The sequence below is a fragment of the Pseudomonas sp. B21128 genome, assembly GCF_044218865.1.
GTDB lineage: Bacteria > Pseudomonadota > Gammaproteobacteria > Pseudomonadales > Pseudomonadaceae > Aquipseudomonas > Aquipseudomonas iridis.
In genome coordinates this window covers 4,826,402-4,851,993 of the sequence record NZ_CP162590.1, presented here as the reverse complement: position 1 = coordinate 4,851,993, position 25,592 = coordinate 4,826,402, and the positions used below count along the sequence as shown (strand labels likewise).

The window sequence follows — 25,592 nt, the reverse complement described above, 5'->3', positions numbered from 1 at the left end:
TTATTTGCGGATGGTGCGCTGTTCGATGCGTTTTTCGAACGTGCCGCAAATGACCCGATCGACGTAGATGCCGGGAGTGTGGATGTGCGCCGGGTCCAGTTCGCCGGGCTCGACGATCTCTTCGACTTCAACCACGGTGATCTTGCCGGCGGTGGCGGCCAGCGGGTTGAAGTTCTGCGCGGTATGGCGGTAGATGACATTACCGAAGTGGTCGGCTTTCCAGCCTTTGACGATGGCGAAGTCGCCAGTGATGGATTCTTCCATCAGGTACTTGCGACCGTTGAATTCGCGGACTTCCTTGCCATCGGCCACCGGAGTGCCAACGCCAGTCGCCGTGAAGAAGGCTGGAATGCCAGCCCCGCCTGCGCGCATTTTCTCGGCGAGGGTGCCTTGCGGGGTCAGGGTGACTTCGATTTCGCCTTTGAGCAGTTGCTCTTCGAACAGCTTGTTTTCGCCGACGTAGGAAGCGACGACCTTGCTGATCTGGCGGTCGGTCAGCAGCACGCCGAGGCCAAAACCGTCGACACCACAGTTGTTGGAGACGACGGTGAGGTCGCGGGTGCCCTTGCGCTTGATCTCCGCGATCAGGTTTTCCGGAATCCCACACAGACCGAAGCCGCCAGCGATAACGGTCATGCCGTCTTCAAGCCCGGCGAGGGCTTCCTCGTAGGAACTCACGCGCTTGTCGAAACCTGCCATATGCACCTCTTTTATTATTTGCGGGCGGCTGGCTAGCCGAATGGGTGGAGTGTCTCGCTGAAGGATATATTTGTTAAGTTGATTTTTAAGGTTGATTGGTAGATAAAACTCAACAATCAATTTTGATTCGCTGGAGGCGTTGCCTTCGGCACCTCCTACATTAGGGACGTACGGCGCCCATGACCATCAAACAAATCCGTGCCTTTCTGGCCGTGGCCCAGAGCCTGAGTTTCGCCGTGGCCTGCGAGCGGTTGCACCTGTCGCAATCAGCGCTGAGCCTGACCATCAAAGCCCTGGAAGAGGGCTTGGGTGGGCGGCTGTTCAGCCGCAACACGCGCAATGTGGCACTGACCGCAGAAGGTGAATCCCTGCTGCCGCTGGCCCGGCGCCTGATCGCCGACTGGGATAACGCCGAAGACGAAATGCGTCAGCGCTTCAGCCTGCAACGCGGGCGGGTGACGCTGGCGGCGATGCCGTCGTTTGCTGGCAATCTGCTGCCGCCGATCCTCAAGACCTTTCGCGCGCGCTATCCCAACGTCAACGTGACGGTCAATGATGTGATCAACGAGCAGGTGCTGGAGATGGTGCGCGACCGCCAGGTGGAACTGGGCGTGGCGTTCGAACCGATGCAGAACACCTCGATGACATTCACACCGCTTTACATGGACCGCTTCGTCGCGGTGGTGCCACAGGATTCACCGCTGGCCGCGCGCACCGAAATCGACTGGAAAACGTTGTTACAGGAACCTTTCATCACGCTACAGCGGCCGTCCACGGTGCGGGTGATGCTCGAAGAGCACTTGCAGGCGCGGGGCATGAAGTTGCCGGTGGAATTTGAAAGCCACCAATTGGCGACAGTGGGGCGGATGGTTGCCAGTGGGCTGGGCGTGAGCGCTGTGCCGGCGCTGTGTGCCGAGCAGATGCAGGCGTTGGGGGCGCGGTGCCTGACGTTGAACGACTCGGTGGAGCGGGCGATTGGCGTGCTGACTGAACCGGGTAATGAACTGTCCGCGGCGGCGCAGGCACTCTTCGACATCCTCAGGGCTGAGCACTGAAACGCTGCCGCAGGTTGCGGTTTTTTGACCTTCACCCGTTTTCAATCTTGATGGGGAATTATAAACACCTGTCTTAAATGTTAATTGCACCCCGCTCACAACTCACCGAAGCTATCCTGCATCAGCTTCCCGCCGTCGAGATGGACCTCTATTCAATGCAGACCCCCAGCGTCACCAAACCCCTCTGGCAAACCTACCTGCTGTTTCTGGCGCCGATGGTGTTGTCGAACTTCCTGCAGTCCATGTCAGGGACGGTCAACAGCATTTACATCGGCCAGATGCTTGGCACTCAGGCGCTGGCGGCGGTGTCGGGGATGTTTCCCGTGGTGTTCTTCTTTATCGCGTTGGTGATCGGCCTCGGCGCGGGTGCGGGGGTGTTGATCGGCCAGGCCTGGGGGGCGCGTGAGCCGCATCTGGTCAAGGCGATTGCCGGGGCGACGCTGTTGCTGGGTGTATTGATCGGTTTGGTCGCGGCGGTGTTGGGCAGTGTGTTTGCGCGGCAGGCGTTGACGGGGTTGGGGACGCCCGCGGATGTCCTGGACGATGCGGTGGCGTACGCCCACGTGATGATGTGGATTCTGCCGTCGCTGCTGGTTTTTGTGCTGTTTACGCAGTTGTTGCGCGGGGTCAGCGATACGGTGTCGCCATTGCTGGCGCTGGTGGTGTCGACCTGTGTCGGGCTGGCGCTGACGCCGGCATTCATTCGTGGCTGGTTTGGCTTGCCGCAACTGGGTATTCAGAGTGCCGCGTATGCGGGGCTCGCGGGCAACCTGGCGGCGATGGCGTGGCTGGCGTGGCGGCTGATTCGCAAGCACCATCCTCTGGCGCCGGACCGCGAATTTTTTGCGGCGTTGCGGCTCGACAGGGTGATTCTTGGCAAAGTCCTGCGTATCGGTTTGCCGACCGGCGTGCAGATGATTGTGTTGTCGCTGTCGGAATTGGTGATCCTGGCCTTGGTCAACCAGCACGGCTCGCAAGCGACGGCGGCGTACGGCGCGGTGACGCAGATCGTCAACTATGTGCAGTTCCCGGCGTTGTCGATTGCGATCACCGCGTCGATCCTCGGCGCACAGGCCATCGGCGCGGGGCAACTGGAACGGATGGGACCGATCTTGCGCACCGGTCTGTTGATCAACGTGTGTTTAACCGGCGGCTTGATCGTGCTGGGTTACCTGTTGTCGCACTGGTTGCTCGGCTTGTTCCTGACCGAGGACTCGACGCGGGCAATGGCCGAGCATCTGTTGCATATCATGCTCTGGAGCCTGTTGGTGTTCGGCTTCCAGGCGATCATCGGCGGCATCATGCGCGCCAGTGGCACGGTGCTGGTGCCGGTGGTGATCGCCATTGTCTGCGTGGTGGGCGTGCAATTGCCGGCGGCCTATTGGCTGGACGGGCAGTTTGGTTTGCAAGGTGTCTGGATGGCCTTCCCCGTGGCCTATCTGGGAATGCTGGTGTTCCAGACGCTGTATTACAAACTGGTCTGGCAGCACCAGAAAATCGAACGCCTGGTTTGATGGGTGTAGAAGGTGCGAGGAAACCCTGTGAATCGGCCTGTTCAAGCATGAGCTGGCGCAACTGCCTGATGTTTGGAGAATCCCATGTCAATCCGCTTGCTGCTCGCTGCCGCGTTCTACCTGTGGGCCATCCCCGCCGCGCAGGCCGTCGAATACACCCGGGTCAACACCACCGCCAGCCAGATCAGCTTCACCTACAACCAGATGGGCTCGCGGATGTACGGCACCTTCGGCAAGTTTGACGCGACGCTGGACTTCGACACTGACAACCTCGCCAACGCCCACACCACCTTGCACATCGACCTCACCAGCATCGACGCAGGCAGCGAAGACGCCAATACCGAACTGGTGAAACCGGCGTGGTTCGACACCGCGAAATTTCCCGTGGCGGTGTTTGAATCGAGCCATTTCACGCAGGTTTCCGAAAACCAATATCTGATCACGGGTCGATTGACCCTCAAGGGCATCAGCCGTGAAGTTGCGGCCTCGGTGGAATTGAAAGCAGGCAACGCCATCGGTATTTTCGACGGCGAACTGGTGCTCAAGCGCGACGAGTTCGGCCTCGGCGCGGGGGAGTGGGCGGATACCGTGGTGTCCAAAGACATCGCCATCAAGTTCAAAGTCGTAGCGCCACAGCAGTGACGCGAGCCCGACACCTCAATGGCTGCCGAACAACTGACGGATCAGGTTCGGAGTGCTGCCGGTCCAGCGTTTGAACGAACGTCGAAAGTTGGCGGCATCGGTAAAGCTCAGGTATTCGGCGACTTCGTCGTTGCTCATGGCCTTGACCTGATACAGATACAGCGCCACGTGTTTGCGCACCAGATCCACCTGTTGCTGGAACCCACTGCCGTGTTTTTGCAGCTTGCGTTTGAAGGTCGCCGGGCTCATGGCAAATGCCTGCGCAGCCTGTTCCAGGCTCGGTGGCTGACGGACGTGGTCCTGCAGGTGACGGTAAAGGCAATCGGTGAAGCTGGCGGCAAAACCCAACTGCTCGATCTGCCGCATGGCTTCCTGGCGGGCGACCTGACCGGCCGTGGCGGAGGCGCCGGGCCACGGTCGGGCGAGAAATTCGCGCGGAATGCGCATCATGTCCAGCGGTCGCTTGAACTGCGTGTGCTCGCCCAGATGCACCCAATATTGCTCGACATAACGCGGCTCGGCATGACTGAAGCTGCATTCCCACGGCAGGCGCTGGCCGCTGAGCCACTGACTCATGGCGATCAGCGAGGTCATGCCGGCTTCCAGCAGAAAACGCCATTGCTCGCCAGCGCCGCAACTGTCCAGCCAGTACACGTAGGCAAAACTGTCATCGAGCAACAGACGCGGTGTCATCAATGGGCTGAGCAAGGCCTGTTGCTGCACCAGCGTGTCGAGCGCCTGATGCAGATTTTGAGCGTGACGCAAGGCATGGCTGGCCGCGCCGTAATGGCCGGGCAGCAAGCGTTGGCCGAACAGGAAGCTGCTGTCATCGGCGTCGAGCAAGCGCCGACTGTTGCCGATCAAAGCGAGAAACTGCTGCGGACTGAGGCGAGTCTGACCGGCCAGAATGTCTTCATGAAACAACCCGGTGCCGCGCAGCAGCCGATGGCTGTCGATGTCACGCGACAGCGCCAGGTCGATCAGCGTCGCCGGTTGGTAATGCCCGGGGATGAAGCGGCTGTCGCTTTCGTACCAGTTGGTTTTGACGGTCATGGTCGGCCTCAGGCGCTTTTGGCCAAGGGCGACTTGGCGCGTGCCAGTGCCAGGTTCAAGCGCTTGAGCAGCGCTTCAGGCGTCTCATCGAGGGCCATGACAGCCGCGGTACTGGCCGCCAGTTGCAGGCGCTCGCCGTGTTGGCGGGTTTTGTGCGCAAGCGCTTGCACGGCGACCTGCAGTTCATGCGCGAGCAGTTGCGCCTGACGTTCCCCCGTATTGGGCAGCAGCACCACAAAGCGGTCGCCGGCCAGGCGACAGAGCAGATCCTGACGGCGCAGGTTGAGCAGCAGCAAATGGCTGAGGGCCTGCAACACGGCATCGCCTTCGGCATGCCCATAGGCCTGATTGATCGCGGCGAAGTTATCCAGATCCAGCACCAGCAAGGACAGCGGTTGTTGCTGGGCGATGCTCTCGCCGAGGCTGGCGGCCAGTTGCCGTTTCAGATAATCGGCGCCGCCCAGCGGGGTGAGTTTGTCGAACAGCCGGTGCTCGCGGAACAATCGCTCGCGTTTCTCCATCTGCGCGCTGATCGCCAGTTGTTCGCGGTGCCAGTGATAGATGCCGATGGTCAACAGCACCATGCCCACCGGCATTGGTCCCGACTCCAGCCAGTGATCCCAGGTGATGCTGTCGGGCAGGCGGATGAATTCGTCGAGGCTGTCGATCCACCAGGAAAAGAAGATGCAACTCAGTCCCAGCGCCAGGTAATGGGTGACCCGTCCGGCCGGGCGGCTTTTCAGCACCAGGCCCAGCCAGACCAGCGCCAGCAGCGCCGAACCGCCTTCGCCGATGATGTCCAGCCAGACCCATTCGCTGACCGCTTTAAGCTCACCGCAGGCCAGGTGCAACAGCAAACCGAGGTTGGCCGCCAGCAGCAGTGCAACGAGTTTCCAACGATGGGGTTTGAGCACTGAGAACATGGCCGCGATCCTTTGGCGAAGAAGCAATGCGCGCCAGCACAGCAGATGTTTATGACAGCCGGATGACGGCCGGGGGAGGTCGAATCAGCTCATTGCGGCAGCTGCTTATTTTACAAAAACATCGCCGAAACGGTGGGAGCAAGCTTGCTCGCGAAGGCGGCGGCACATTCAACATCAATGCTGACTGACCCACCGCTTCGCGAGCAAGCACGCTCCCACAGGGTTAGTGGTGGGTGGGACAGGTCATTTCAGCTCATTTGCACAGACAAACCGCAGCGAATGCCCGGTTTACACGGTTCGCCGTCAACCCTGTCACAGAAGCGTCATGCGTCAGCCCTAGCTTGCCCTTCCAGTTGCCGGGCCACTTGCCTGGCCTGACCGGATTCTTTGGGGGAGGACACACATGTACCAGCGCAGCAGTGATCCGCGCAGCGGCACCGTCGGGCTCTTCAGTTTCACCCTGACCGCTTTGGCCATGGCGATGGCCAGCGCGCAACTGCACGCGGCCGATGCCAGTGCCAATGTTGAACACGTTGAAGTGGTTGGTCAGGCGGCGAGCATCGACTCGGCGCTCAAGGAGCAGCGTCGTTCCGACAGCATCAAAAGCGTGGTACACGCCGACGGCATGGCGCAGTTGCCCGATGAAAACGTCGCCGAAGCGGCGCAGCGCCTGCCGGGTATCAGCGTCGAACGCGATCAGGGCGAAGGGCGTTTTGTCAGCGTGCGCGGCCTGGGGCCGGATCTGAACAGCGTGACCATCAACGGCACGCTGGTGCCTTCGCCGGAAAGCGAACGCCGCGCCGTGGCCCTCGACGTGTTGCCTTCGGAGCTGGTGCAGTCGCTGTCGGTCATCAAGACCCTGACACCGGACATGGACGCCAACTCGCTGGGCGGTACGGTCGATGTCAAAAGCCTGTCGGCGTTCGATCACAAAGGGCTGTTCTACACCGGCGGCACCGAGGCCAGTTACGACAAGAACTCCCATCAGACCAGTCCCAAGTTCTCCGGTGCGGTCAGCGATCGGTTCAGCCTGGGCGACGGCATCGACAACTTCGGTGTCGCGGCCGCGTTGAGTTGGCAGAAGCGAGATTTCGGTTCGGACAACGTCGAAACCGGCGGCGCCTGGGATTTCGCCCGTGGCGCGCAACTGGAAGAGTTCGAACAGCGTGACTATGACATCCGTCGCGAACGCACGGGCGGCGGTCTGAATTTCGATTACAAACCCGACGACCTCAGCAGCTATTACCTGCGCACCCTCTACAGCCGTTACAAGGACAGCGAAACGCGCAACGCCACCAGCATCGAGTTTGCCGACCCACAGGCCGGTGGCGTATTGGGCGACGCTGAAGGCAAACGCAAACTCAAGCAGCGCGAAGAAACCCAGGAAATCCAGTCGTACGTGTTCGGTGGCGAACGCATGATCGGCCTGTGGACGCTCAGCGGTCAGGCCGGTTACAGCCGCTCCAGCGAAGACAGTCCCGGGCACATCGCCAACGCGCAGTTCGCTGGCAACGACGATTTCGCCGACAGCGGTTTTTACAGCAACGACCAGCCGCGGCCGATCATCGGCCAGGGCTTCTACGACGCCAATAACTTCAGCCTCGACAAGGTCGACTGGGAACAGCAGAACACCCAGGACACCGAGAAAAACCTGCGTCTGGATCTGGCCCGTGACTATGACTTGAGCGGCTACGCGTCGCAGGTCAAGTTCGGCGGCAAAGTCAGCCGCCGCAACAAGGGCAACGACCTCGATGCCTGGGCTTATGAAGATTTCGACGACCTCGGTTTCAGCGACGATCAACTCAACCTGAGCCGCTTCGCCAGGGGCTCGGTGGATTATCGACTGGGCCGGTTCGGTCCGGGTATCAGTGGCAGTGCGATCAAGAACCTGATCGGCGGGCTGAACCGCGACGACTTCTATGACCCGGTCGAATCCACCGTCAACGACTTCAAGATGAGCGAGGACATCAACGCCGGTTACCTGATGAACACCGTCGATATCGACGACTGGCGTTTCATTGCCGGCCTGCGTTACGAGGGCACCGAGTTCGAAGCCAAAGGTACCGGCGCTACCGACGGCGACTTCGAGCCCACCGAGACCAAACGCAGTTATCACCACTGGCTGCCGGGCCTGCATGCGCGCTATCAGCTGGACAAAAACACCCAGGTGCGTGCGGCGTGGACCAAGTCCGTGGTGCGTCCGACTTTCGGCCAACTGGCGCCGGGGTTTGTCATCGACGGTGATGAGGCGACGTTCGGCAACCCCGAGCTGAAACCACTGGAGTCGAGCAACCTCGACCTCGGGATCGAGCACTTCATGGGCCATGCCGGCACGGTGTCGGCGTTTGTGTTCTACAAAGACATCCAGAACTTCGTCTACAACACCGACGTGGCCGGCACGGGTGCCTGGACCGACTTCTCCGAAGCGCACACTTTTGCCAACGGCGACAGCGCCAAACTCTACGGTCTGGAGCTGGCGTACTCGCAAAAATTCGACTGGTTGCCGGCACCGTGGAACGGTCTGTTGCTGGGGGCGAACACCACGTTCAGTCGCTCCGACGCCGAAATAAAAGGCTTCGATGCCGCCACGGGCACTAACCGCAAACGCAGCATCGATCTGCCCAGCCAGTCCGACACGGTCGGCAACCTGATGCTCGGCTGGGAAAACGACAAGGTCAGCCTGCGTCTGTCGGCCAACTACAAATCCGACTACCTCTACGAACTGGCTTCGATCAGCGACAAGGCCCACGACCTGCACGTCGATGCGCAGACCTTCGTCGATTTCAGCGCGCGTTACTCGCTGACGAAAAACCTGCAACTGAGCTTCGAGGCGCAAAACCTCACCGACGAGTCGTACTTCGTCTACACCGGCCACCGCGCCTACAACGGCCAATACGAAGAATACGGCCCGACCTACAAACTCGGCCTGACCTTCACCCATTTTTAAGCCTCGGAGGGCGGCCGGGTGCCGCCGTCGATCCACGCACGACAAGGATTCTGCCGGTTCATGAGTATTTCTTTGCGACACAAACACTGGCTGCTCGGCGCCCTGATCGCCCTGACCTCTAGCCAGACGCTGGCCGCCACGCCGAGCCTGTCGCTCACGCCTTGGGCGCCCAAGTTGAAATTTGAAGCGCTGGGTTTTTTGCCCGGTGAAGCGCGCCTTGGCGTCAGTGCTGCCGAAGGCTTGCTGCTGCTTGATGGCCAGGGCACGGAGCTGGCGCGTTTTCCCGGTTCCTTCAGCGGGCTCGACAGCCGCGCTGACGAGCGTCACGTGTGGGTTGCCAGCCTGGACAACGCCAGTCAGCGAGCGCTGGTGGTCGGCCTCGATCCGGCGCAGCGGCAGTGGGGTGCGCCGCTGTATCTGCCGACGCGAGACTTCGCGGTAAACGGCGTGTGCCTGTACCGCGACAGCGCCGCTAACCTGTTTGTGTTTCTGGTTGGTGAAGAGGGCAAGGGTGAACAATGGCTGGTGGGCAACGGCGTCACGCTCAATGCCCAGGCGCAACGGGTGCGGGGTTTGCCACTGCCGCCATCGGCGCAGTTTTGCCAGGTCGACGATGCCGCCGAGCAGTTAGTGGTCAACGAAGAAAACGTCGGCTGGTGGGCTTACCCGGCGGCTGCCGAAGCCGAGGTCAAACGCTCGCCGGTGGCGCTGCGCGAGCCATTCGGTCAGATCAAAGGCGAGGCCGGTGCCATGGCGCTGGTGCCTGGCGGCGTCATCGTGCTCGATCCGAAAGCGGCGCAGTTGCACCTCTACCAGCAACAGGGCGAGGGCTGGACGGCGCAAGCGACGTTGCCATTGGCAGATTTGAAAGAGCCGGAAAATCTGGCCGTGCGCCAAACCGCAAAAGGCCTGCAAGTGGTGATCCGCGACGATGACAATGGCCGCGTCTACCAGGGCCATCTCGACTGGCAAGCCACGCCGGTGGCGTTGCCGCCGAAGCTGCCAAATATCGCGGCACAAGCGCAGAGCGATCCGGTCGCCCGGCAGGGTGATGCCGCGGACGACCCGGCGATCTGGGTGCATCCGCAGCAGCCATCCCTCAGCCGAGTGCTCGGCACCAATAAAAAACAGGGCCTGATGGTGTATGACCTGCAAGGCAAACAGGTGCAGGAGTTGCCAGTCGGTCGCCTGAACAACGTCGATGTGCGGCCCAACTTCAAACTGGGCGCGCAGACGGTCGACCTGGCGGTGGCCAGCCATCGCGATCACAACAGCCTTAGCCTGTTCGCCATCGACCGCAACAGCGGCGAGTTGCGCGACATTGGCGAAGTGCCGACGCCGTTGAAAGACATCTATGGCCTGTGCCTCTTTCAGCCGGCCAGCGGCGAGATTTACGCCATTGCCAACGACAAGGACGGCACCTTTCTGCAATACCGCCTCGGCGCCCCGAACGGCACGGTGCAGGGCGAGTTGGTGCGCCGCTTCAAGGTCGACAGCCAGCCCGAGGGTTGCGTCGCCGACGATCAGCGTCAGCGTCTGTTCATCGGCGAAGAAGACGTCGGGGTCTGGACCGTGGACGCCCGCGCCGAGCAGCCGGCGACCCTCACCAGCGTGATCAAGGTGGGTGGGCCGTTGCACGCCGACGTCGAGGGGTTGGCGCTCTATCAGAGCCAGGCGCGGGACTATCTGGTGGTGTCCAGCCAAGGCAATGACAGTTATCTGGTGCTGGACGCCGAGCCGCCATTTGCCGTTCACGGCGCATTTCGGGTCGGGCTCAACGCGGCGGCGGGGATTGACGGGGCGTCGGAAACCGATGGCCTGGAGGTGACCTCAGTCAACCTCGGCGGGCCCTGGAGCCAAGGCCTGTTGGTGGTGCAGGACGGCCGCAAACGCATGCCCGAGCAAAGCCAGAACTTCAAGTTCGTGCCGTGGGCCGAGGTGACCAAAGCCCTGAAGTTGCCCTGAACCGTCATCAATCGGTCATCACTTTTTCATCGAATAGCGGCACGGTCGTTGCCTCGGCAGCGCCGGCCATTGCCCACAAGGAGTTTCACCATGCAGGCCACGCTCGAACACATGACAATCTGGGGGCTGATCAGCGACGCCAGCCTGTTGGTCAAAGCCGTGATGCTGACCCTGTTGCTGGCATCGGTGCTCAGTTGGTACTTGATCATCCAGCGCAGCCGCGTGCTGCAACGGCGCGACCGCCAGTTGAACGGTTTTATCCAGCGCTTTCGCCTGGCGCCCGAGCTGTTGCCGCTGTACCGCGAAACCGCCCAGGTGCAAGAGCCCGAGGCCGGTATCGAACCGATCTTCAACGCCGGATTCGCCGAGTTTCGGCATCTCAATCAGCACCCCGGCAGCCAGGCCGACGCGGTGCAGGAAGGTGTCGAGCGGGCGCTGCATGTCGCCATCAGCGAACAGGAGCTGCAACTGGAAAAGGGTTTGCAGTTTCTTGCCACCGTCGGTTCGGTCAGCCCTTACATCGGTTTGTTCGGCACTGTGTGGGGGATCATGAATTCGTTCCTCGGCTTGTCTCAGGTGCAGCAGGCGACACTGTCGACTGTCGCCCCGGGCATCGCCGAAGCACTGATTGCCACGGCCATCGGCCTGTTTGCGGCGATCCCGGCAGTCATCGCCTACAACCGCTTTGCAGCGCGGAGCCAGATGCTGCTGACGCGTTACTACGCCTTCGGCAACGAGCTGCAAGTGCGGCTGCATCGCCAGTTGCACGGCACGCCGATGAACCTCGCCGCTGCGGCCTGAACAGGAGAACCACGATGCTAGTCAGGCCACAACGCAAGCATGGGCCCAAGGCTGAAATGAACGTGGTGCCTTACATCGATGTGATGTTGGTGCTGCTGGTGATTTTCATGGTGACCGCGCCGATGCTGACCCAAGGGGTGAAAGTCGAGCTGCCGAAGATCGCCAGCGAAGCCTTGGCCACCGACACCCACCAGCAGATTCTGACGCTGTCGGTGAAGACCGGCGGCGGCTACTTCTGGAATCTGGGCGGCGAGCTTGATACGCAGCATCAGACCGACAGTGCTGTGGCGCTCGAGGAAATGCGCGCCAAGATCGAGCAGATTGTCGCGCAACGCCCGGACACGCAGGTGTATATCCGCGCCGACAAGGACGCCGGTTATGGCAGCGTCGTTGCCGCCATGGCCGCGTTGCAGCAGGGCGGTGTCAGCAATCTCGGGCTGGTGACCGAGGCCCCGCAATGACGGCGATGATCATGCACAATCCTGCACCCCTTGCAGCGCCGAAGCCGTACCACGACTTCTGGCAACACAGCCTCGGGGCGACGCTGGCGCTGGCGTTGCATGCCGGGGTGCTGGCGCTGTTGATCAACACCTGGTCGCCGTCGGCACCCGAGGTCACGCCCCCACGGGTATTGACCACGCAACTGGTGATGGTCGCGCCCGCGATCCAGCCGCCAGCGCCAGCGCCTGAACCGACGCCGGCGGCGATTGCCGAGCCGGTTGTCGCACCGCCGGTCGAAGCGCTGAAACCGCTGGCCGAGCCGAAACCTCAGGCGCCAAAAGTCGAACAGGCGGCACTCGCACGCAAGCGAGTGGAGGCGCGCAAACGCGAGCAACAGGCTGAGCAACAGCGCCAGCAAACCGAGGCGCGCAAGCGTGCAGACGCCGCCGCGCAGCAACGCCTTGCGCAACAGCAAGCCGCACAGCAACAGGCGAATCAGGCCCTGCAACAGGCACAACAGGCACAACAGGCCGAACGCGCACGCCAGCAGGCACTCGCCGACAGCCGCCAGTATTTACCGCTGAGCAAAGAGGCGCCGGAGTATCCGGAGCGGGCGCTGGACAAAAATATCGAGGGTGATTGCTCCGTGGAATACACGGTCAACCCGCAAGGCCGGGTCGAGCATCCCAAGGTGCTGGACGGCTGCCATCCACTGTTCATCCGCCCGTCATTGGCGGCAGCGCAGACCTTCCGCTATCAGCCGCGGTTCGTCGAGGGTGTCGCGGTGTCGGTGCCAGCGGTGCGCAATACCTTTCATTACCGGATCAAGTGAGCCGGGTGATTTACCCGCTGGATTGAGGCTGAACACTTTGGCCCCTTCGCGAGCAAGCTCGCTCCCACCGCTGGATCTTGATTGTCCGGCTGAACGCGTTCCCTTGTGGGAGCGAGTTTGCTCGCGAAGGGGCAGGTTCAGGCAGCACAAATGCAGGCTGGCCCTACGCACAAGGTATGATGTCGCGGTTTTCCGTCGGAGTTCAGCCGCCATGCACCGCATCACCCACTACAAAACCCCTTGCCCCGAGGCCGTCAACAGCCAGATTCTGCAGATGGTCGTTGACTACCTGACCGACATCAGCGCGGTCGGCCTCGGCCCGAGCAACCTGCTGTACAACGTCTATCAGTACGCGGTCGGCTACGAAATGCATCTGTATCTGGAAGCGTTGAATGGCGAGAAGGGCACTGAGGTGGAGCTGCTGGTGGCAACCGATGAGGAAGATCCGGAGCAGGTGATCGGCTTCCTGTTGTACCTGCCGGTGCAGGGCGACTGGGAGGCGTGCAGCGTCGCCTACATGGCGGTGCGTGAAGGGCGTCGGCGCCAGGGTGTGGCGCGGGCGATGATCGGCGAGATGGTCGGGCGCTATCCCCACGCCGAACTGGCATGCACCGTCGGCAAGGTTCCGTATTTCGAGGCGCTGGGCTTTGAAGTGATCGGCCAACGCGAGACGCAGGTGCTGATGAGTACACGGCATTACCGCAGCAACGGCCTGCGCGGATATATCGACACCACGCCCATCTACCGTTCGCTGGAGGTGCAGCAGATTCATACTTATCTGCTGAACAAGAACAGCAAGCGCGCCATGCTCGACGCCGAGAAGCAACGTGATCGGCATTTGGACCAGACCACGCGTCATACCGAAGAATTTGTCCGTCAGCGCCTGACCGTGCATTGATCAGTCATCGGCATGCCAGGCCGGGTTCAGAGCACTCACGCCTGCACACCCCTGGTTGAACAAAGCCGCTGCGTAATTCCATCACGGGAACCTGCGCGGGCGCTCTCAAGTACCACTGGTCCCTCGCGCGACGGCTCGTTCGACCATCGCCATGATGGTTGCATACAGTTCGTCACTCGCCTGTTCAGCGCTGATTTCGCCATTGGCGGCTGCGTTGGACAGCGCTTCAGCGGCGCCAAGCATTGCGCGTAAACCGGCTTGGGTGATTTGCCCGTCTTTGGCATGAAGCGTCAGGACGCTGCGACATTTTTCCAGGAAGATCGCCTCATACTCTCGCTTGATCCTCTCCAGTTCCGGTGTGCTGGCCAGTGCAGCAATCACCCCGGGAATCTCCTTGCCTTGCAGCAGAACGCAATCGACGTACGCCGTGGCGATCACCGTTGCGGTGCCAGTCAATGTCGGTTCGCAATCGGCGATGGCGGCGTCCATGACCAGCGTCTGCCGGGTATCGAAATCCCGATACAACGCAGCGAGCAAACCTGCGCGGGTGACGAAGTGGTCATAGACAACGGGTTTGGTGACACCGGCCTGCTCGGCGAGATAGCCGAGGGTGAGGGCGTCGGTGCCTTCGGCGCGAATGATCTGCCAGGCGACGTCGAGCAACTGGCGCAGACGGTCTTCGCGGGACAGGCGTCGGCGTGGTTGGGCGGGGGAATCGGGCTCGGGAATTTCTGCGGTTGACATGGCTATATACCAAACGTAACTTAAGGAGCGTAACTTACCAAGAGTATATAAGCCTTGGTCAACAATCACCAATTGGAGATTTCCCATGCACACATTGATCGTTGTCGCTCATCACGATCCTCGTTCATTGACTCATGGCGTGGCGACACAGATTGCCGAAGGTCTGACGCTGGCTGATCCGCAGAGCACCTTTGAAATCGCCGATCTCTATGCCGAAGGGTTTGAACCACGCTTCGGCGCAGCGGATTTCGCCGTGCATCACCGCGAGGCCAGGCCGCCCGCTGATGTTCTGGCGGAACAGGCCCGTATCGATCGCGCCGACACCTTGGTGCTGGTGTACCCGGTGTACTGGTGGTCGATGCCGGCCCTGCTCAAAGGGTGGATCGACCGAGTGTTCAGCAACGGCTGGGCATTCGATTTCAGTGGCGATCTAAAGCATGTGAAGCTGCTGCAGCGCATGCGCGTGCATCTGGTTCAGCTCGCCGGGGCGGATGCGCGCACTTATGAGCGCCATGGTTACGGCGCGGCGATGAAGGCGCAGATCGAACACGGAATCTTCGATTACAGCGGCGCGACAGTGCTGAGTTCGACGTTGTTGCCGGAGTCTGAGTTGCGTGATCCCAAGCAGCCGTTGGAAGTAGCCCGCGAACTCGGCAGCCAAATGCACACGTAACCCCGTGTAGGAGCTGCCGCAGGCTGCGATCTTCAATATCAAAAGATCGCAGCCTTCGGCAGCTCCTACAGGGGATTTGTGGTGTGTCAGTGGATGTGTTTGAAGATCAGGGCTTTGAGGCCGCTTTCAGCGTCGATGTCCGGAAACTCCGGTGGGTTCTCCAGGCGCTGCTCGAAGCGTAAACTCGGCGCCTCCTGCGTCACCCCGTCGATCAAAAAGTCCGAGCCGAATGCCGGATCATTCATACACGCCAGCACAGTGCCCTGCGCGGTCAGCAGTTCCGGCAGGCGGCGCAGCACGCGCTGGTAATCCTTGGTCAGCAGGAAACTGCCTTTCTGGAACGATGGCGGGTCGATGATCACCAGGTCGTACGGGCCGCTGTTGATTACCTTGCCCCAGGACTTGAACAGATCGTGGCCCAGGAAAGTCACTTTGCTCAGGTCATGCCCGTTCAACCGATGGTTGTCGCGGCCGCGGCTCAAGGCCGCGCGGGACATGTCCAGATTGACCACATGGCTGGCGCCGCCTTCGATGGCCGCCACGGAAAAGCCGCAGGTGTAGGCGAACAGGTTCAACACGCGTTTGCCGTTGGCCTGCTCGCGCACCCAATCGCGCCCGTAACGCATGTCCAGAAACAGCCCGGCGTTTTGCTTGCGGCCAAGATCAACGCGGTATTGCAGGCCGCCCTCGACGATGGTCATTTCGTCGATCTCATCCCCCAGCAACCATTCGGCAGTACTTTGTGGCAGGTAACGATGCTGGATCAACAGGGTATGCGCGCCGGATTGCTGCCACTCGGTTGAACCGCTGATGCCTGTCAGCAAACGCTTGAGGTCGTCAAGCTGCTCGGGCGCAGGCTCTTTGAACAGCGATACCAGCACTACGCCTTGCAACCAGTCCACGGTCAGCTGTTCCAGTCCCGGCCAGCAACGCCCGCGCCCGTGGAACAGACGACGGGTTTCGCTCGGCGCCGCCGCGAGTGCGGGCAGCAAATGGGCGTGGAGGGTGGCGAGGGCTTCAGGGTTCATCGGTCACGGTCGGCAAGCAAAAGGGTGGGCATTTTAACCACAATCACGCCACCGCGAACGGTTGTCGCGGGCATACCGGCAAGAGCTTTTGGAAAAGACCTGTATCAAAAATGAATTTCTGCAAAAGCCGCTGCTCATACCAGTTAGCAGCGGATTTAAACCGCTAAATCGTTAATGCAATTCAGGGAGTGCAGTTCCATGTGCCCAACACCGATGGCGGACACGCACCTTCCTGACGGATTGATTCTGGTGGTTGAGGATGATCCGTTGATTCTGGAGTTTCTTTGCGAAATTCTTCAGGAGGAAGGTTTCAAGGTCGAGCCGTATACCAGTGCCGATGCGGCATCGATCTATCTGGAGCAGCATGCGCAGCAAGTGGCGTTATTGCTGACCGATATCACCATGCCCGGCACCATGAATGGTGCGGATCTGGCCAATCTGGTCGGCGAACGCTGGCCAGAAAAACCGGTCATGGTGATGTCTGGCTATGAAACGCCGGAGTCGTCCGGAGTCAAGCGCGAGGTGGAATTCATCAAAAAGCCTTGGGCCATCGGTCAGTTACTGGACTGTGTGGGCAGCGCGTTGAAGCCGAAGGCGCCGCAGTTGCATTGACAGGCTGGGTGCAACGGCCAGGCAAGTGCTACATTGCCCGGCCAACCTGCCAGCCCTTGCCAGAGGATGCGATCCTTTTGTCTGCTCACGATTCTGTTTTCGACCGCGCGTTCGGCGCGTTCCTCTTCGACATGGACGGCACCGTCCTCAATTCGATCGCCGCTGCCGAGCGTGTCTGGGCAGCGTGGGCGGAGCGTCATGGCGTGGACGTCACGACGTTTTTGCCGACCATCCATGGCGCACGTGCCATCGACACCATCCGGCGTCTGAGCCTGCCGGGTGTGGACGCCGAGGCGCAAGCGGCGTTCATCGCGCAAGCGGAATTCGAAGACGTTGAAGGTGTTGTCGAGATTCCCGGCGCAAGGGCGTTTCTTAATAGCCTGCCCGCCGAACGCTGGGCGATGGTGACGTCGGCCCCGCGGGATCTGGCCTTGCGCCGGATGGCAGCGGCTGGCATCGACGCGCCTGCCTTGTTGATCACCGCCGAGGATGTACAGGCCGGCAAGCCCGACCCCGCCGGTTACCTGCTGGCGGCTAATCGCTTGGGAATCGAGTCCGGCGACTGCCTGATTTTCGAAGACGCGACCGTCGGCATCCAGGCCGCCGAAGCCGCCGGTGCGCCGCTGATGATCATCACCACAACGCATCAGCACCCGCTTGAAACTTCGCACGCGACCCTGGCCAGTTACGACGCAATCAGTGTCAGCGTCGACAGCGACGGCCAACTTCGACTGCAAAAAACCTGACACCCCACAAACGTGTGGGAGTTGGCCTGCCAGCGATGGCAGAAGCTCAGGCAATTAACGTACAAGCTCGGCGGGCCTCATCGCTGGCAAGCCAGCTCCCACAGAATCGGGTGTGCTGTTCGACCGGTGATCAGCCGCCACGCCAGTGCGGCAAACTCGGACTATCCTAGGCGGAGCCTTTTTTTTGCGCTTATGGGGTACTCGCGATGATCAACCTGGCCACTGCCCATCTGTTCGCCGATTACAAAACCTGGGCCAACCGACGCTTGTTTGACAGCCTCGAAGCATTGCCGCCGGGGGAAACCACCCGGGAACGCAAAACCATCTTCACGAACATGATCGGCACCCTGAACCACATCTACGTGGTTGATCGCATCTGGCAGGCGCATCTCGAAGGTCGGGAGCATGGTTTCCAGTCTTCCCACGATCTGGTGCACGCTGACCTCGGGGAATTGCGCCAGGCCCAGCAGGAAGTCGACAGTTGGTACCGCACCTGGAGCGCGCAGCAGACCGAGGCGTCGCTGAGTCGCGAGATCGACTTCAAATTTGTCTCCGGCGATGGCGGCACCATGAACGCCGGGGCGATTTTGCTGCATGTGATCACCCACAACAGCTATCACCGGGGCTGGGTGATCCAGATGTTTTTCGAGATTCCACAGATGCCACCGATGACCGACCTGCCGGTGTATCTGCGTGAGGTTGATCCTCTTTTCAATGCACTTATTGCGCCTGCAGCGGCAGCGGAGCCGACATATGTCGGGCAATCAACGAACGCAGCCAGCGCTCCGCCGGGTCGTTGTCGTTAACCCCGTTCCAGACCATCGACAGCTCCGAGGGCACGATGTCGAACGGTGGGTCGTCGGCGCGCAAACCATTGCTGCCTTCGACCAACGCGCACGCGGCGAAATCCGGCACCGTGGCGAGCATTTCGGTGCCGGCCAGAATCGCCCGCAACCCGGCGAACTGCGGCACCGCCAGCACCACGCGACGGCAGCGATTGACTCGCGCCAGATCGTTGTCGATCGCTCCGCCCAAATCCCCTGAAAATGACACCAGCGCGTGGGGGCGCTCACAATAATCGTCCAGGGTCAGCGCGCCGGGGCGGTCGTCGGCGCGCAGAATCTTGCAACGCAGGTCGCGCAGTTTTTTCCGTTTGGCGTTGGCCGGCAGCTCGGTGGTGTAACTCACCCCCACGGAAATTTCGCCGGTGGCGAGCATTGATGACATCAGCAGAAAATTCACCCGGCGGATTACCACCACGACATTGGGGGCTTCTTCGCGCAGTTGCTGGAGCAGCGGCGGCAGCAGGCCGAACTCGGCGTCGTCGGAAAGACCGATGCGGAACACATCGCGGCTGGCCAACGGGTCGAAGTCCTTGGCCCGGCTGACCGCACCCGAGATGGTGTCCATCGCCGGCTGCAGTTCCTTGAGGATTGCCAGTGCGCGTTGGGTCGGCTCGAGGGTGCGGCCGTTGCGCACCAGCAGCGGATCGTCGAACAGATCACGCAGGCGAGCGAGGGAAGCGCTGACCGCCGGTTGGCCGAGGAACAGTTTCTCCCCGGCGCGGGTCAGGTTCTTTTCGAACATCAGGGTTTCGAAAATCACCAGCAGGTTCATGTCGACGCGACGCAGGTCGTTGCGGTTCATGCTGGAAGGCTCGTTTGGGGGCGGAGTCTTCTCATTAAAGCAGCAATGTCTGCAAGCGCTGGTTATTGAGCGGGTTGTGGATCGGTGTCTGGCTCTGGATTTGTCCCTCACCCTAACCCTCTCCCAGAGGGAGAGGGGACTGATTCGGGAATGCTGAAGAGGTGCGTCGACCTAGGAAATTGGCTTTGAATCCATAGTCGGCTGCATCTTTCAGGTCGGCGTTTTATGCCGCACAACGCGGTCAGTCCCCTCTCCCTTGGGAGAGGGCTAGGGTGAGGGGCTGCGGATGGTCAGTTGCCAAGGCTGTTGGAGTCAGTCAGGACTTTGCGAAACGTCTCCACCAACGGTCGCAAATTGATCCGGTGCCAAGCCGCCCACAGCGGTGTGGTAAACGCCAGCCACGGTACTTCGCGCAGCACCACACCCGGTGGCGCGTTGTGGCTCAGCCCCTTCTGAATCATCGCGATCCCCAGCCCCGACGCCACCAGCCCCAGCGCGGTAAACGGTTCGGTGGCCTGCATGCGCACATCCGGGGTGAAGCCTGCGCGGATGCACGCGCTGACAAACTCGTCGCTTGCACCCTGGCGCGGCTGCACGCCGATCCATTCCTGATCGGCCAGATCCTGCGGATTCAGCAAAGCTTTTTGGGCCAGCGGATGCTGCTCCGGCAATGCCAGCAGCATCGGATCATCCAGCACTTGAAAGCCGAGCAGATCCGGATCGTCATCGGTCGGCGGCTCACTCACCAAGGCAATATCAAGACTACGCTGACGCAGGCCTTCCAGTTGCTCGGCGGAGCTCAAGTTGTACAGCGCGACATGCACATTGGGCCGATCGACCCGCAGCACGCGCAAGGCGTTGGGCAGGACGCCGGCGTGCATGGCGTTCTCGATGTAGCCGATGCACAAGCCGCCTTCTTCGCCACGGCCCAGACGCTTGCCGAGGGATTCGAGGCGATTGGCATGAGTCAGCAGGGCGCGGGTCTCAGCGAGAAAAGTCTGGCCATCGCGGGTCAGGCGAATGCGCTGCTGACTGCGCTCAAACAGTGTCAGGCCGAGGCGTTCTTCGAGCTGGGCGATTTGTCGGCTCAGTGGCGATTGGGAAATATGCAGGCGTTCCGCAGCGCGGCCGACGTGTTCTTCCTCGGCGACGGCGACGAAGTAGCGCAATTGGCGAATGTCGATCATGTCAGACCTCTGGGGACTCAAGTGCTGCGCATTATGTCTTGGACGGTCTCGTCATCGCAATCTAGGATTTGCTCAACGGTCACGCAGACCACGAACGAATGAGGACAAACCAATGAGCTTGAAAGACAAACTGCCCGGCCAACTGGGCTTCGGCACCGCACCACTGGGCAACATGTTCCGCGCCATCCCCGAAGAAGAAGCGCAAGCCACCGTGCATGCCGCATGGGAGGCCGGCGTGCGTTACTTCGACACCGCGCCATTTTACGGCTCGGGTCTGTCGGAGATTCGTCTGGGTGAAGCACTCAAGCAGTACAACCGCGATGACTATGTGCTCAGCAGCAAGGTCGGCCGGGTGATTCTCGATGAAATCGAAGACGCTGCCGCCCGTGATCTGGGCGAGAAAAGCGGGGTGTTCGAACACGGTCGCCCGAACAAAATCGTCAACGACTACAGCGCCGACGCGACCCTGCGCTCGATTGAAGACAGCCTCAAACGTCTGCAAACCGATCGCCTCGACATCGTCTGGGTCCACGACATCGCTCAAGACTTCTACGGCGATCAATGGCTGGAATACTTCAATCAGGCCCGCACCGGCGCTTTCAAAGTGCTGACCCGTTTGCGCGAAGAAGGCGTGATCAAGGGCTGGGGGCTGGGCGTGAACAAGGTGGAGCCGTGTGAACTGACGCTGGACCTGACCGAAGCGCAGCCGGATGGCTTCCTGTTGGCCGGCCGCTACACGCTGCTCGACCACGAACGGCCGCTGCAACGCCTGATGGATTCGGCACTGGCGCAAAACGTCGAAATCGTCGTCGGCGGCCCTTACAGCTCGGGCATTCTCGCGGGTGGCGCACACTTCGAATACCAGAAGGCCAGCCCTGAAGTCATGGCCAAAGTGGAACAGATCAAACGCATTGCGGCCGCTTATAACGTTGATGTGAAAGCCGCGGCCCTGCAATTTTCCCTGGCCAATCCAGCGGTCGCCGCAGTGATTCCCGGGGCGAGCAAACCGGGGCGAATTGCTGAAGATGTCGCGGCACTGTCAGCGGTCATTCCTGCGGGGTTTTGGCAGGCCATGCGTGAAGCGAAACTGGTGTCCGAACGTGCACCATTGCCAATCGATGAGGTGAAAGCATGAAGATTGATCTGAGCGGGAAACTGGCAATTGTCAGCGGCAGCACCGCAGGCATTGGCTTGGGCATCAGCCTGTCGCTGGCCGAATCCGGCGCCACGGTGGTGGTGATCGGCCGCGACGCGGCCAAGGTCGAACAGGCGCTGGCGAGTATTCGCCAGAAAGTGCCGGGCGCACAATTGCGCGGTCTGACGGCGGATCTGGGCACGGCGCAAGGCGCAGAAAAACTCTTCGCTGCGGAACCGAAAGCCGACATTCTGGTGAACAACCTCGGCATCTTCAATGACGTCGATTTCTTCGATGCACCGGACAGCGAGTGGACGCGTTTCTATGAAGTCAACGTCATCTCCGGCGTGCGCCTGGCGCGGCATTATGTGCCGGCGATGGTCGAGCAGGGCTGGGGGCGGGTGATCTTCCTGTCTTCGGAATCCGGGGTGGCGACGCCGGCCGACATGATCAACTATGGGGTGACCAAAAGCGCCAATCTGGCGGTGTCCCACGGCTTGGCCAAACGTCTGGCTGGCACCGGCGTGACGGTCAATGCGATCCTGCCGGGGCCGACCTTCACCGATGGCCTGGAGGAGATGCTCAAGGATGCCGCCGCCGAATCCGGTCGCAGCCTGCGCGATGAAGCCGACGCCTTTGTGCGCAAGGCTCGTCCGACCTCGATCATCCAGCGCGTGGCCGATGTCGAAGAGGTCGCGCATCTGGTGACGTACATCGCTTCGCCGCTGTCCTCGGCCACCACCGGCGCCGCCCTGCGGGTTGATGGTGGTGTGGTCGACAGCCTGACTATCTGAATTTCTTGAGAGAGACGTTTTTTATGGCAACTGCATCAGCAACAATCGATATTCCGGCTACGGCCGATCAGGTCTGGCAATTGATCGGCGGCTTCAACACGCTGCCGGACTGGCTGCCGTTTATTCCAAGCAGCGAACTGAGCGATGGCGGGCGTGTGCGCAGCTTGAAAACCGCCGATGGCGCGGTGGTGGTCGAGCGTCTGCAAGCGTTCGATAACGCTGCGAAGACCTACAGCTACTCGATTGAACAGGCACCGTTCCCGGCCACCGATTATCTGGCGACCATCAAGGTTGAAGCCCAAGGGCAGGGCGCGCGAGTCACCTGGTCGGGTCGCTTCAGCGCCAAAGGCGTGAGTGATGAGGAAGTGGTGGCGCTGTTCACCGGCATCTATCAAGGCGGCCTAGAGGCGCTGCGCGCCAACTACCCGGCCTGATAGCCACAACATAAAACCTGTGGGAGCTGGCAAGCCAGCTCCCACAGGTTTTTGTGCTGTTCGCAGAGTGTGCTGGCAACCCAAAAACCTGAGGAGTGAGCCCAATAATCAAGTCTGTGAAATCAGGCTCTGCCGACAATCCAGCACCAGTTTCGCCCCGCCCACATCACTGCTGCCCACCGCCAGATTGAAGCCATGCAAGCTGACAATCGCCGCCACAATCGACAGCCCCAGACCAAACCCGCCTTGCGGTTGCCCAGCCTCGGCGCGGTAGAAACGCTGGAACACCGCTTCACGCTCTGCTTCTGGAATGCCTGGCCCTGAGTCGTGCACTTCGATTCGCGTATGCCCGGCATCATTCACCCCGCGCAATATGACCGTGCCACCGGGGGGCGTGAATTTTATCGAATTGCTCAGCAGGTTCGCCAAAGCCTCGAACAGCAACGCCCGATCACCGTTGAGCGGTGGCAAGGTCTCTGGCATGTTCAGTTCAAAGCGCAGCTCGCCTTCCTCGGCCAGTGGCAGATAAAATTCGTGCAATTCCTCCAGCAACGACACCGGATCAAGCTCGACAAAACCGGAACGGCGCTGACGATCCTCCAGTTCCGAAATCCGCAACAACCCACGAAACCGCGCCATCAGGGTGTCCGCCTCGGCCAACACCAGGTCCAGTTGCGCCGCTTCTTGCGAGCCTTCGCCGGCTTGCTGTTGCATGCGATACAGCTGCGCGCGCAAGCGGGTCAGCGGTGTGCGCAAATCATGGGCGATGTTGTCGCAGACGCCTTTGACTTCGTTCATCAAGCGCTCGATGCGCTCAAGCATGGCGTTGACGATGGCGGCAAGCATGTCCAGTTCATCGCGGCGATTGGACAGCGGCAAACGGTGGGTCAAGTCCCCGGCCACAATGGACTGCGCACTCGCCTGAATCGCCCGGATGCGTCGCAACGGCCGACGTCGCAGCAAATGCCAGCCGGCAATTCCCGGCAGAATCGTCAGCGACACGCCCCAGAACAACGCATGCAAAATGATCTTCGTCACCGCGAACAGCGAACCGTTGTCGCGCAGCAACACCAGCCAGCGGCCGTCGCGGGTCTGGGTCGCGACGGCGTCGCAGCTGTCGCTGGGCAAGGTCGGATCATCGGAGTCGGCGCATTCGGCGAGCATGTGAATCTTGCCATCGAGCGGCAGGCCTTCGGGGATCTGCTGCAAGGCGCCACTGAGGTAGACGCCTTGGGTGTCGAACAGGCCGTAGGCATCGATGCCGCGAATATCGAAGGTCATGCTGGCGGCGAGCGCGTCTTCCAGTTGCTCACCGCGAAAGTGTGAAAACAGGTGCTGGCGTTGCATCAGCGAATGTTTGGCGAGGTTGTCGAGGTAGCCGGAAACCTCGTAATACATGACCCCCATGAGGATCGCGCTCCAGGCCACGAACAGCGAGCTGTACAGCGCCAGCAAGCGGCTGCTGGAAGAACGCCAGCCGTCAGACGGGTTCGGCAATGACATAACCGGAGCCTCGTACCGTGCGGATCAGCGGCACATTGCCCGCCGCGTCAATCTTCTTGCGCAAACGGCCGATGTGCACATCGATCAGGTTGGTCCCGGGGTCGAAGTGATAGCCCCAGACTTCTTCGAAAATCATCATTCGCGAGAGGATCTGGCCGCTGTTGCGCATCAGGAATTCCAGCAACTTGTACTCGGTCGGCAGCAGCGTCAGCACTTGTTCGGCGCGGCGTGCCTCATGGCTGATGAGGTCCAGTTGCAAATCGGCGACCTGCAAAGTGGTGGCCTGGGTGGCGCCGCTGTTCTGCCGGCGCAGCAGGACTTCAACGCGCGCTGCCATCTCGTCGGTGGCGAACGGTTTGGTCAGGTAGTCATCGCCACCGGCACGCAAGCCGCGCACGCGCTCGTCGACATCGGAGAGGGCGCTGATCATCAGAATCGGCGTAGCGACGCCCATCGTGCGCAGGGTGGTGACGATGGCCAGGCCGTCGAGCTCCGGGAGCATACGATCGAGAGTGATCAGGTCATAGTTGCCAGTCACGGCACGGTCGAGGCCCTCGCGGCCATTGTCGACCCAATCCACATCGAGGCCGTGGCTGCTCAATTCGGCGACGATTTCCCGGGCAGTCACGGCATCGTCTTCGATGGTCAAAATACGTGTCATAGGCTCGCCTTGATCGGTTCAAACGGAATGGCAGCATTTTGCCAAGAAATTTCCGCGGCGCTTTAAATTAACTTTCATGTTGTAGCTGCCATTGAGCGGGGTCGAGGATTAATTTCTCGGAACATCGATATCATCTAGCCATAACCTCAACAGGGAGTGGTGCCGTGCGCCTGTTCAAACGCTGTGGCTGGATGCCCGTTATCGCTGTGCTGCTGGCCTTGCTCAGCGCTTCGGCAGTCGCCGCCAATACCCCATGCTCGGGCAAGAAAGGTGGAATTGATCGCTGCGACGGCGACCTGTTTCTGTGCAACGACGGCTCTATCAGTGGCTCGAAGAAGAGCTGTGCGGCGATGTACGGCAACCAGGGCCAGAGCCGACCGCAAACGCTGCTGCACAGCGACGATGGATGCGCCTGTGGCACGGGTTCGTTTTGCACCGGGCCACGGGGCGGGGTGTACTGTCTTACGCCCAGTGGCAACAAGAGTTACAAGCGTAAGTGATCGGCTTTTGGCCAATGCATAAAACCCGCTGAATTCCGCGGCTTATTGCAATTTGCAACGTCCTGGGAAGTTCAGATTTTCTAACCTGTTGAAATAAAAGGATTTATTAAATTCGCGCAACTGGCACGGTCGCTGCAATTCTTCTGCTGACGAGTTGT

26 protein-coding genes are annotated in these 25,592 nt (G+C 60.8%); 17 read left to right on the top strand and 9 right to left on the bottom strand.

The genetic code is table 11. The features are described from left to right. Complete coding sequence (locus AB4P91_RS21780) at positions 1-699, bottom strand: CoA transferase subunit A (RefSeq protein WP_150595564.1); 699 nt, start codon at positions 697-699, stop codon at positions 1-3. Positions 700-878: 179 nt separating this feature from the next. Between AB4P91_RS21780 and AB4P91_RS21775 the strand changes: the two genes are divergently transcribed. The 3 genes from AB4P91_RS21775 to AB4P91_RS21765 all read left to right on the top strand — a co-directional run bounded on the left by AB4P91_RS21775 (position 879) and on the right by AB4P91_RS21765 (position 3,910). Next, a complete protein-coding gene (locus AB4P91_RS21775) occupies positions 879-1,754 on the top strand; it encodes a LysR substrate-binding domain-containing protein (RefSeq protein WP_395603658.1) in 876 nt (291 codons plus the stop codon). Between the two features lie 155 nt (positions 1,755-1,909). Next, positions 1,910-3,268 (top strand): MATE family efflux transporter, encoded by a 1,359-nt coding sequence (locus tag AB4P91_RS21770; RefSeq protein WP_395603657.1) that lies wholly within the window; start codon positions 1,910-1,912, stop codon positions 3,266-3,268. 84 nt (positions 3,269-3,352) lie between these two features. Beyond that, positions 3,353-3,910, top strand: coding sequence for a YceI family protein (locus AB4P91_RS21765; RefSeq protein WP_395603656.1), 558 nt, complete (start codon positions 3,353-3,355; stop codon positions 3,908-3,910). 15 nt (positions 3,911-3,925) lie between these two features. Here the strand turns inward: AB4P91_RS21765 and AB4P91_RS21760 are convergent, their stop codons facing one another. After that, entirely contained in the window at positions 3,926-4,963 is a 1,038-nt protein-coding gene (locus AB4P91_RS21760; RefSeq protein ID WP_395603655.1) for an AraC family transcriptional regulator ligand-binding domain-containing protein, read from the bottom strand. A gap of 8 nt (positions 4,964-4,971) precedes the next feature. After that, positions 4,972-5,886, bottom strand: a complete 915-nt coding sequence (locus AB4P91_RS21755) for a GGDEF domain-containing protein (protein WP_150595559.1) — start codon at positions 5,884-5,886, stop codon at positions 4,972-4,974. A 403-nt stretch (positions 5,887-6,289) separates the two neighbouring features. Between AB4P91_RS21755 and AB4P91_RS21750 the strand changes: the two genes are divergently transcribed. From AB4P91_RS21750 to AB4P91_RS21725, 6 genes are all read left to right on the top strand, one after another. Further along, the gene (locus AB4P91_RS21750) at positions 6,290-8,833 is read left to right on the top strand and encodes a TonB-dependent receptor (RefSeq protein WP_395603654.1); all 2,544 of its coding nucleotides are present in this window, start codon (positions 6,290-6,292) and stop codon (positions 8,831-8,833) included. Positions 8,834-8,893: 60 nt separating this feature from the next. Further along, positions 8,894-10,798, top strand: coding sequence for a phytase (locus AB4P91_RS21745; RefSeq protein WP_395603653.1), 1,905 nt, complete (start codon positions 8,894-8,896; stop codon positions 10,796-10,798). A gap of 90 nt (positions 10,799-10,888) precedes the next feature. Beyond that, on the top strand, positions 10,889-11,599 hold the full coding sequence (gene tolQ / locus AB4P91_RS21740) for a protein TolQ (protein ID WP_150595556.1): 711 nt from the start codon (positions 10,889-10,891) through the stop codon (positions 11,597-11,599). Between the two features lie 14 nt (positions 11,600-11,613). After that, on the top strand, positions 11,614-12,060 hold the full coding sequence (gene tolR, locus AB4P91_RS21735) for a protein TolR (protein ID WP_395603652.1): 447 nt from the start codon (positions 11,614-11,616) through the stop codon (positions 12,058-12,060). Then, positions 12,057-12,872 (top strand): energy transducer TonB, encoded by an 816-nt coding sequence (locus AB4P91_RS21730; RefSeq protein WP_395603651.1) that lies wholly within the window; start codon positions 12,057-12,059, stop codon positions 12,870-12,872. The genes tolR and AB4P91_RS21730 overlap by 4 nt, the downstream gene beginning before the upstream one ends. 211 nt (positions 12,873-13,083) lie before the next feature. Beyond that, positions 13,084-13,770, top strand: a complete 687-nt coding sequence (locus tag AB4P91_RS21725) for a GNAT family N-acetyltransferase (RefSeq protein ID WP_395603650.1) — start codon at positions 13,084-13,086, stop codon at positions 13,768-13,770. 105 nt (positions 13,771-13,875) lie between these two features. On the opposite strand, the gene AB4P91_RS21720 is transcribed toward AB4P91_RS21725, so the two are convergent. Continuing rightward, positions 13,876-14,514, bottom strand: coding sequence for a TetR/AcrR family transcriptional regulator (locus AB4P91_RS21720; protein WP_395603649.1), 639 nt, complete (start codon positions 14,512-14,514; stop codon positions 13,876-13,878). A gap of 85 nt (positions 14,515-14,599) precedes the next feature. On the opposite strand from AB4P91_RS21720, the gene AB4P91_RS21715 reads away from it, so the two are divergent. Next, positions 14,600-15,187 (top strand): NAD(P)H-dependent oxidoreductase, encoded by a 588-nt coding sequence (locus AB4P91_RS21715; protein ID WP_395603648.1) that lies wholly within the window; start codon positions 14,600-14,602, stop codon positions 15,185-15,187. 86 nt (positions 15,188-15,273) lie between these two features. Here AB4P91_RS21715 and AB4P91_RS21710 read toward each other — a convergent pair whose 3' ends face one another. Next, positions 15,274-16,215, bottom strand: a complete 942-nt coding sequence (locus tag AB4P91_RS21710) for a class I SAM-dependent methyltransferase (protein ID WP_395603647.1) — start codon at positions 16,213-16,215, stop codon at positions 15,274-15,276. A gap of 198 nt (positions 16,216-16,413) precedes the next feature. On the opposite strand from AB4P91_RS21710, the gene AB4P91_RS21705 reads away from it, so the two are divergent. The 3 genes from AB4P91_RS21705 (at position 16,414) to AB4P91_RS21695 (ending at position 18,379) form a co-directional block, all read left to right on the top strand. After that, entirely contained in the window at positions 16,414-16,827 is a 414-nt protein-coding gene (locus AB4P91_RS21705; protein WP_150596697.1) for a response regulator, read from the top strand. 77 nt (positions 16,828-16,904) lie between these two features. After that, positions 16,905-17,573: an HAD-IA family hydrolase gene (locus tag AB4P91_RS21700; protein ID WP_395603646.1), complete on the top strand. Its 669-nt coding sequence runs from the start codon at positions 16,905-16,907 to the stop codon at positions 17,571-17,573. Between the two features lie 206 nt (positions 17,574-17,779). Next, positions 17,780-18,379, top strand: a complete 600-nt coding sequence (locus tag AB4P91_RS21695; RefSeq protein WP_395603645.1) for a DinB family protein — start codon at positions 17,780-17,782, stop codon at positions 18,377-18,379. On the opposite strand, the gene AB4P91_RS21690 is transcribed toward AB4P91_RS21695, so the two are convergent. Both AB4P91_RS21690 and AB4P91_RS21685 read right to left on the bottom strand, forming a co-directional pair. Further along, positions 18,294-19,220 carry a LysR substrate-binding domain-containing protein gene (locus AB4P91_RS21690; protein WP_395603644.1) on the bottom strand — a complete coding sequence of 309 codons (927 nt, stop codon included), beginning with the start codon at positions 19,218-19,220 and terminating at the stop codon, positions 18,294-18,296. The genes AB4P91_RS21695 and AB4P91_RS21690 overlap by 86 nt on opposite strands. 290 nt (positions 19,221-19,510) lie before the next feature. Further along, on the bottom strand, positions 19,511-20,407 hold the full coding sequence (locus AB4P91_RS21685; RefSeq protein WP_395603643.1) for a LysR substrate-binding domain-containing protein: 897 nt from the start codon (positions 20,405-20,407) through the stop codon (positions 19,511-19,513). A 112-nt stretch (positions 20,408-20,519) separates the two neighbouring features. On the opposite strand from AB4P91_RS21685, the gene AB4P91_RS21680 reads away from it, so the two are divergent. From AB4P91_RS21680 to AB4P91_RS21670, 3 genes are read left to right on the top strand one after another with little or no spacing between them, the layout of a single operon-like run. Beyond that, entirely contained in the window at positions 20,520-21,542 is a 1,023-nt protein-coding gene (locus AB4P91_RS21680; RefSeq protein WP_150595544.1) for an aldo/keto reductase, read from the top strand. Beyond that, positions 21,539-22,336: an SDR family NAD(P)-dependent oxidoreductase gene (locus AB4P91_RS21675; RefSeq protein ID WP_150596692.1), complete on the top strand. Its 798-nt coding sequence runs from the start codon at positions 21,539-21,541 to the stop codon at positions 22,334-22,336. Before AB4P91_RS21680 ends, AB4P91_RS21675 begins: the two co-directional genes overlap by 4 nt. A 23-nt stretch (positions 22,337-22,359) precedes the next feature. Continuing rightward, the gene (locus tag AB4P91_RS21670; protein WP_150595542.1) at positions 22,360-22,770 is read left to right on the top strand and encodes an SRPBCC family protein; all 411 of its coding nucleotides are present in this window, start codon (positions 22,360-22,362) and stop codon (positions 22,768-22,770) included. A gap of 108 nt (positions 22,771-22,878) precedes the next feature. On the opposite strand, the gene AB4P91_RS21665 is transcribed toward AB4P91_RS21670, so the two are convergent. Then, positions 22,879-24,273 carry a HAMP domain-containing sensor histidine kinase gene (locus AB4P91_RS21665; protein ID WP_150595541.1) on the bottom strand — a complete coding sequence of 465 codons (1,395 nt, stop codon included), beginning with the start codon at positions 24,271-24,273 and terminating at the stop codon, positions 22,879-22,881. Then, positions 24,251-24,934, bottom strand: coding sequence for a response regulator transcription factor (locus AB4P91_RS21660; RefSeq protein WP_150595540.1), 684 nt, complete (start codon positions 24,932-24,934; stop codon positions 24,251-24,253). Before AB4P91_RS21660 ends, AB4P91_RS21665 begins: the two co-directional genes overlap by 23 nt. A gap of 191 nt (positions 24,935-25,125) precedes the next feature. Here AB4P91_RS21660 and AB4P91_RS21655 point away from each other — a divergent pair, with 191 nt between their 5' ends. After that, the gene (locus AB4P91_RS21655; protein WP_395604991.1) at positions 25,126-25,434 is read left to right on the top strand and encodes a hypothetical protein; all 309 of its coding nucleotides are present in this window, start codon (positions 25,126-25,128) and stop codon (positions 25,432-25,434) included. Positions 25,435-25,592 lie beyond the last annotated feature (158 nt).